The sequence below is a fragment of the Gluconobacter sp. Dm-44 genome (assembly GCF_018256175.1).
Lineage (GTDB): Bacteria > Pseudomonadota > Alphaproteobacteria > Acetobacterales > Acetobacteraceae > Gluconobacter > Gluconobacter cadivus.
The window spans coordinates 37,015-43,584 of record NZ_JAERLZ010000016.1; the positions used below are offsets into that span (position 1 = coordinate 37,015).

4 protein-coding genes are annotated in these 6,570 nt (G+C 56.8%); 3 read left to right on the plus strand and 1 reads right to left on the minus strand.

Annotated elements, in window-relative coordinates; translation table 11 throughout:
• Positions 1-77 precede the first annotated feature (77 nt).
• On the plus strand, positions 78-1,469 hold the full coding sequence (locus JK213_RS13965) for an NAD-dependent succinate-semialdehyde dehydrogenase (protein WP_062107043.1): 1,392 nt from the start codon (positions 78-80) through the stop codon (positions 1,467-1,469).
• Between the two features lie 113 nt (positions 1,470-1,582).
• Here the strand turns inward: JK213_RS13965 and JK213_RS13970 are convergent, their stop codons facing one another.
• A complete protein-coding gene (locus JK213_RS13970) occupies positions 1,583-4,450 on the minus strand; it encodes a glycosyltransferase (protein ID WP_322783059.1) in 2,868 nt (955 codons plus the stop codon).
• 383 nt (positions 4,451-4,833) lie between these two features.
• Here JK213_RS13970 and JK213_RS13975 point away from each other — a divergent pair, with 383 nt between their 5' ends.
• Entirely contained in the window at positions 4,834-6,213 is a 1,380-nt protein-coding gene (locus JK213_RS13975; RefSeq protein ID WP_194262950.1) for a calcium-binding protein, read from the plus strand.
• 100 nt (positions 6,214-6,313) lie between these two features.
• Positions 6,314-6,570 (plus strand): hypothetical protein (locus tag JK213_RS13980; RefSeq protein WP_211571756.1); only part of this gene is annotated, 257 nt, incomplete at its 3' end.

The window sequence follows — 6,570 nt, forward strand, 5'->3', positions numbered from 1 at the left end:
ATTGTTAGGGGGTTTTGTCTTTTGGCATTCGTGCCAATATGTCTCAAACACGTCACCTTACAGGAATATGACTCATCATGGCTTATGCTACGATCAACCCTTATACCGGTGAGACGCTCAAGACTTTCCCGGATGCCACCGATCAGGAAGTCCAGACCGCGCTGACCGAAGCCTATGATGCGTTCAAGAGCTGGCGCCACACGTCCTTCGCCGAGCGTGCGAAGATCATGACCGCCGCCGCCAATATCCTTCGTCGTGATATCGATAAGTATTCCCGTCTTCTGACGCTGGAAATGGGCAAAATTTACGCCGAAGCGAAGGCCGAGACGATCCTGTCGGCTGAAATCTTCGAATATTATGCCAAGCATGCCGAAGAGCTTCTCAAGTCCGAGAAGCTGCCGGTTGCGGACCCGAACTCGGGCGACGCCGTTCTGATCCATCAGCCGCAGGGCATTGTTTTTGCGATCGAGCCATGGAACTTCCCGTTCTACCAGATCGCCCGCATTATCGCGCCGCAGCTCTCTGCTGGTAACACGGTCATTCTCAAGCACGCATCCAACGTTCCGCAGTGCGCGGCTGCGTTCGATGATCTGATGAAGGAAGCCGGGCTGCCGAAGGGTGGTTTCCGCAATCTGTATGCTGCCCGTCATCACACCGAGACGATCCTCAAGGATCCGCGCGTCTGTGGCGTGGCGCTTACGGGGTCCGAAGGCGCAGGCGCTATTGTTGCCGGGATTGCAGCACAGGCCCTGAAGAAGTCCACGATGGAGCTGGGCGGTTCCGATGCTTTCGTCGTTCTGGACGATGCGGATCTGGAGAAGACCGCGAAATGGGCCGCTTTCGGTCGTCACTGGAATGCCGGACAGGTCTGTGTGTCCGCCAAGCGTCTGATCGTGGCGGATGCCGTCTATGATCGTTTCCTTGAGCTGTACAAAGCAGAAGTTCTTAAGCTGAAGGCTGGCGATCCGATGGATGCGTCCACCACGCTGGCACCGCTGTCGTCGCAGAAGGCTGCGGACGATCTGAAGGCGCAGGTTGAGGAAGCCAAGAAGCATGGCGCTGTTGTTGAGGCGATTGGCCCGTCCGTTCCGGAAAAGGGTGCGTTCTTCCAGCCGCTGCTGATGACCAATCTGCATGAGAACAATGAAGCTCGCCTGTGGGAGTTCTTTGGTCCGGTTACGCAGCTCTATCGTGCCAAGGACGATGCGGACGCCATTCGCATTGCCAATGACTCGCCGTTTGGTCTGGGTGGTTCGGTCTTCACGAAGGATACCGCGCGCGGCGTGAAGGTTGCCGAGCAGATCTATACGGGCATGGTCTATATCAACCATCCGACGATGGTGAAGGCAGATCTGCCGTTCGGTGGCGTGGCCCGTTCGGGTTATGGCCGCGAGCTGATCGGTCTGGGCATCAAGGAATTCGTCAATCACAAGCTGATCGACGTTGTGGATATCGACGCACCGTTCTGATTGGGGCGTATCGAGCTTCTTTCTGGGAGCCCGGCTCGAGCTTTCAGGTTATGAAAAACCCGCTTCCGGAGCTTTCCAGGAGCGGGTTTTTTTGTAACCGGTCTGGAAGAGCCTCAGTTTTTCCGGGGTTTTGCCTGTTCGGCGCTGAGGCGGATCCACGGATGGCGTGCCTGAACGAAGGCCACGACGCGGGCTTTGTGAGCGTCTTTTTCAGTCGAGGCATTTGTCATGGATGTCTCATGCTGGCGGTAGTCAGCCAGAATTTGTGGGACGTGATGGCCGGGCAGTCCGCGCTCTGCCATGGAGCACCACAGATCGAAGTCCTCCCAGCCCATTGCTTCACGTGAAACATAGTAGCCGCCGACAGCGGCCCAGGCCCATTTCGTGACCATGGCCATCGCGTCGATGCGGTTTCCGGAAACGAGGGAGAGCGGGTTGAAGGGTAGGTCTCCCAGAAGTTCCGGGGTGCCGGGCTGGTGGTGGGTGTCAGCAGTCATGTCCATCAGGACCGGACCGTTTTCGTTGAAACAGGCGATAAGCGGATAGGCATAGGCGGTGCCGTTATTCATGGACTCCAGAAGTGTTTCACAGGCTTCGGGACGCAGGGTGTTGTCGGCATCGAGTTGCATGACATGGACCGTTTCGGCTGCATCCATGCCGATATTTCGTGCGCCGCCCAGTCCGGCATTCGTGAGAGACTGGCGCAGGATCAGGCGATTGAAGCGTTCGCGGTGTCGTTCCATCCATGTTGTGGCCAGAGCGAGCGAACCGTCGGAAGATCCGTCGTCCACGACAATCAGATCCAGCACGGGCAGCGTCTGGGCCGCGACGGACACCAGTGCGTCCAGAAGATGTGCCTCGTAATTATAGGAGGTGATGACGACCGTGACCGGGGCTTCTCCCAAGGCGTCGTGATGGAAAATGGTCTGGCTGGCGGGGATGACGGGCAGGTCTGGCGGGGCAAGGCGATCTCTGGCCAGATGTGTCTCGGCAGAGCGGGCCGCTGCGTCGTCCCCGTTCAGGGAGGTGAGTGCGAGTTTCATTCGCTGGGCCTGAGCCTGCGGACCGAAGGGCCAGAGAATGGAATGATAGGCATCCCGCGCCATCCGGACGCGCCGTTCAGGGTTGTCGATCAGTTCTAGCAGGGCGTCGTGCCATTCGGACGGGCTATCGGCGAGAAAGCCGGTTTCTCCGTGATGGATAACGCGCCGGAATGGGCCTGTAGGGGATGCGACTGTTGCTGCACCGGACAGCGCGGCTTCGAAGAACTTGATCTCGCTCTTGGCTTCGCAGAAGACATTCCCTGTTTCCAGCGGTGCGATGGAGATGTCGAACCGCGCAAATTCGTCCTGAAGTTCTGCAAGTGGCACCATGTCGCGCCATTCGATCTGGTCCTGCACGGGGATCAGGCTGGGAAATTCTTCTACGAGCAGAATGGGGCGATGCGTTTCGGGTTCGCGAAACAGCACAAGCCGGGCTTGTGGGCGTTGATGCAGGATATCTGCGATGGGCGGACAGATGGGTGCGAAATCCCGCTGATGTGTCCGCGAGCCTGCGGCGTAGCCGATGCGGACCAGTCCGTCTCCGGCATTGACGCGTCCTGGCTCTCCACGCATGCGCAGGGCTATCCGGGCCCGTTTCAGCGAGGCCATATCATAAATATTGGGCAACAGGTGAACGACGGGGCGCAGACTGTGCATGGCAAAGACCAGCTCCGCGGTCGTGGTTGAGCCCTGATCGCAGCGCAGGAAAGTGCGACGCATGTCCGAGAAGCAGCGCTCGATCTGTTCTTCTGTAGCGCCGATTGAGCGGATGCCATCAATCAGGTCCACGCGCGCATAATGCGGTACGAAGACGATATCGTCGGCGTCAAAGATGGTGACGACATTTTCAGATCTGGCGAGATCGAAAATCGTACTGACATGACCACTATATTCAACCCGCCAGAACACCATGACGTCCGCCCAGTGGATGTCGTCATAGCCAACTGAAGCACAGGGCAGGACTCTGGCGTCGAAGCCTGCATCCCGGGCGGCTGCTGCATTTCGGTCGCAGCGGTAGAGAACGCCGGGAGTGTTTGGCTCGCCCGCAATGAACAGGATGCGGGAGACAGAAAAAGACGTGGGAGGAGAGACGATGACGTCTTCATCGGCTGTGGAATCCTGACTCGGAGTCTCGATGGGGGCAGGCCGTGGAAGAAGAGAGCGTTTCAGGCGACGGCAGACCCGAAGCCAGAAAGGAGGGACCGGGACGGGGGAAGGTTCAATGGAAGGAGCGGGGAGGTGGGGGGTGCTCTTTTCCTCCGAGTGGGTGTCTGAAAGGGCCACGGCCTTTTTGTTGGACAGCATCCGGAGTGAAACACGCAGGTCCTGAATGAGGTGTGTTTTCTCCAGAGAATCCTGCTGCACGCTGTGTATTTTAGCGCGCAGGAGACGCGTCTTACGATTGTTACGAAGAAGCTGCTGGATGGCATGACGGTAATCCCTGCTTTCCGAAGTGTCGGAAAGAAGAAAGCCCAGAAAGGGGGAGTCGCCTGCGTGAGTGAGGACGTTTTCTGGAGTAAACGCAAAGAATCCTTCGGAATGTTGGTCTCCGAAATGCAGGACAGGAACTGAAGAAGAGCTCCCTGCTGTTTCTCCTGTAACCTGAAGCAGGACGGGAGGTGAGAGGGCCTCATTCTGAAGTGCGTGGGACACGATCCGGATATCGCTGGCCGGAAGCGATGTTGCCAGAAACAGAGGAAGACTCTGTTGCGTCAGGCTGAAGAGGCATGGCGAATAGTCGATCCGGGCAGCTGAGATACCCTTTTCCTCGGTTAGAATGATCACCAACCAAGTGATCAAGTGAATGTGATCAATCAGATCCTGTCGATTGGAAGAGATTGGATCATCAGTCTTTTCTGATGTCAGCAGAAGCGCCAGACGCGCCAGAAAATGGTCGGTCGTTGAAGGGGGTGGAGAAGACGGTTTGGGAAAATTCACGAGCAGGCCTGTGAGGATCGGTTTTTCTGCGGAAGGTGGTATGTCTTGAAAATAGAGACATGCCATTTTTCTAAGGATTGAAGCGTGTGTCTTAATATTTATTTCTTATGAAATTAACATTGACGGAACTTTTTCGATATAAAAGGATTTGATTGAAGAGTTGGGTGATCCACTCTTTTCCGTGTTCATATAATGGAAACGGAGAACTCTTTGTCGGCGCTGCCTTTCGAATCTGTAAATGTCGGATCATGAATCCTTGTATCGTGCGCAAAGTTGATTGCTTTTGACAATCCGGCTCTGGTATGTGCAAGACTCGTCGCTCGATCATTTGGGTGGTCCGAGGGCCGCCGGTGCGAGGCAACCTTTTTTAGGAGTGCACAGTAATGGGTACCATTACTACAGTCGTTGGCGCCTCCGGCCAGACCTTCGCGGTCACGGTCAATGGTGGGCAGACCCAGCTGCTGGCGCAGCAGTACCAGACTGCTCTTTCCACCCTCCACACCAGTGGCGGGCTTGATTCTTATGACCTGGTCGCCGGTAGTAACTCGGCTACGGGGACCAATCCGGGCCATGGCCTGATCAGCCAGGGCGGTAATTACTCCGTCTCTGGTGGCACCACCCAGTATATCTCCATTGGCAGTTATTCCGAGTCCGGTCAGGACACGCTGAATTCTGCCGTGAGCCTGGATGTTTCGGGTAGCACGGCTAGCAATATCAGTGTTCTTGCTGGCGATTATGCCGGTGTCACGTTCAAGGCTGGTAACCAGAACGGTACGTTCGTTGGCGGTGTTGGAAACAACACGTTCGATGGCGGAAGCTCTTCGGGTAACTGGACCGTTGCAACGGGTGACGGTAACGACACCATTACGGGCACCAGCGGCAATAACACCATCAGCGCTGGTTTGGGCAACAACAAAATCGTTCTGGGCAGCGGGACGAATGTCGTTCGTTCCGAAGGTCAGGACACCATCGACGGCGTGACCGGTACGGATACGGTTACGCTGCTCGGCGGTAGCTCTGTAGTGACGCTGGGCGCCAACGCAACGGTTTACGATACGACGTCGCACAACACCGTTTCGGGTGGCAACAACAGCTTCATCACGGGTGGCAGCTCCAGCACCTACTTCTCGACCGGCGCTATCAGCACCGTTTCGGGTGGTCTGAACGACACGATTTCGGCTTCTGCTGACATCTGGCAGATCCGTGGTACGTCCAATTCCATCACGGCTTCGGGCTCGCTCACGTTCCTGAACGGCACGGGTGCAACGACCGTTTCTGCCGGTGCGTCCACACTGTTCGGTGCTTCGGGTCTCGACCTGCTGCTGGTTGGCGGTTCTGCAAGCTCGACCAACCTGTTTGTTGGTGGTGACGGCAACGAGACCGTGTCGGCCGCGTCTTCCAATGGCACGCTGCACGCCTTCGCTGGCAAGGGTAACGAGACCATCATCGGTGGTTCTGCTTCCGACACACTGGTTGGTGGTTCGGGCGCGGCGACCCTCACGGGTGGTTCGGGTGCTGCAAACCTGTTCGCCCTGAACAAGGGTGCTGCCGGTGGTGATTACACGATCACCGACTTTGGTAGCGCTGCCGGCAACCTGATGGCTCTGTACCAGTATGGCCTTCAGAACAACAACGGTCTGGCGAACGTCCTGTCGAATGCTACGGTTGCTGGTGGTAACTCCACGATCGCACTGTCCGACAACTCCAAGATCACGTTCGTGGGCATCAGTGATCTGAAAGCTTCGGACTTCACCCTGAGCTGATTACGGTCTCTGTCATCTGACAGAGCTGTAATGTTCGGGAAGGCCGGGTCCGCGAGGGTCCGGCCTTTCGTGTTTCTGCCCTTTTTGAAAGCCTGACGGAATGCGCGATGACGCGCGCGACTCACTGACTGAAAGCTATCGAAGTGCGGCCCGTCTGAACGGGTTGAGAGCAGAAGAGCTGCAAAGAGAAAATCAACAGCTTCTTCGACAGATTTCTTTGATTCAGGCCTCCCTGTCTTGGCGTGTGACGCTTCCTCTGCGTGCTGTTCGTGCGCTGATGTTGGGAAAATCGCTGTCTGGTAGGCCTGTGCGGGATTTGCCGGGACGGTTTGTGCGTCTGTGGGGGCGGGATGGGTG

What these genes read in the sequence shown, in the direction of transcription:
- JK213_RS13965 (WP_062107043.1), top strand. Translation starts at nt 78, where the DNA reads ATGGCTTATGCTACGATCAACCCTTATACCGGTGAGACGCTCAAGACT.
- JK213_RS13975 (WP_194262950.1), top strand. Translation starts at nt 4,834, where the DNA reads ATGGGTACCATTACTACAGTCGTTGGCGCCTCCGGCCAGACCTTCGCG.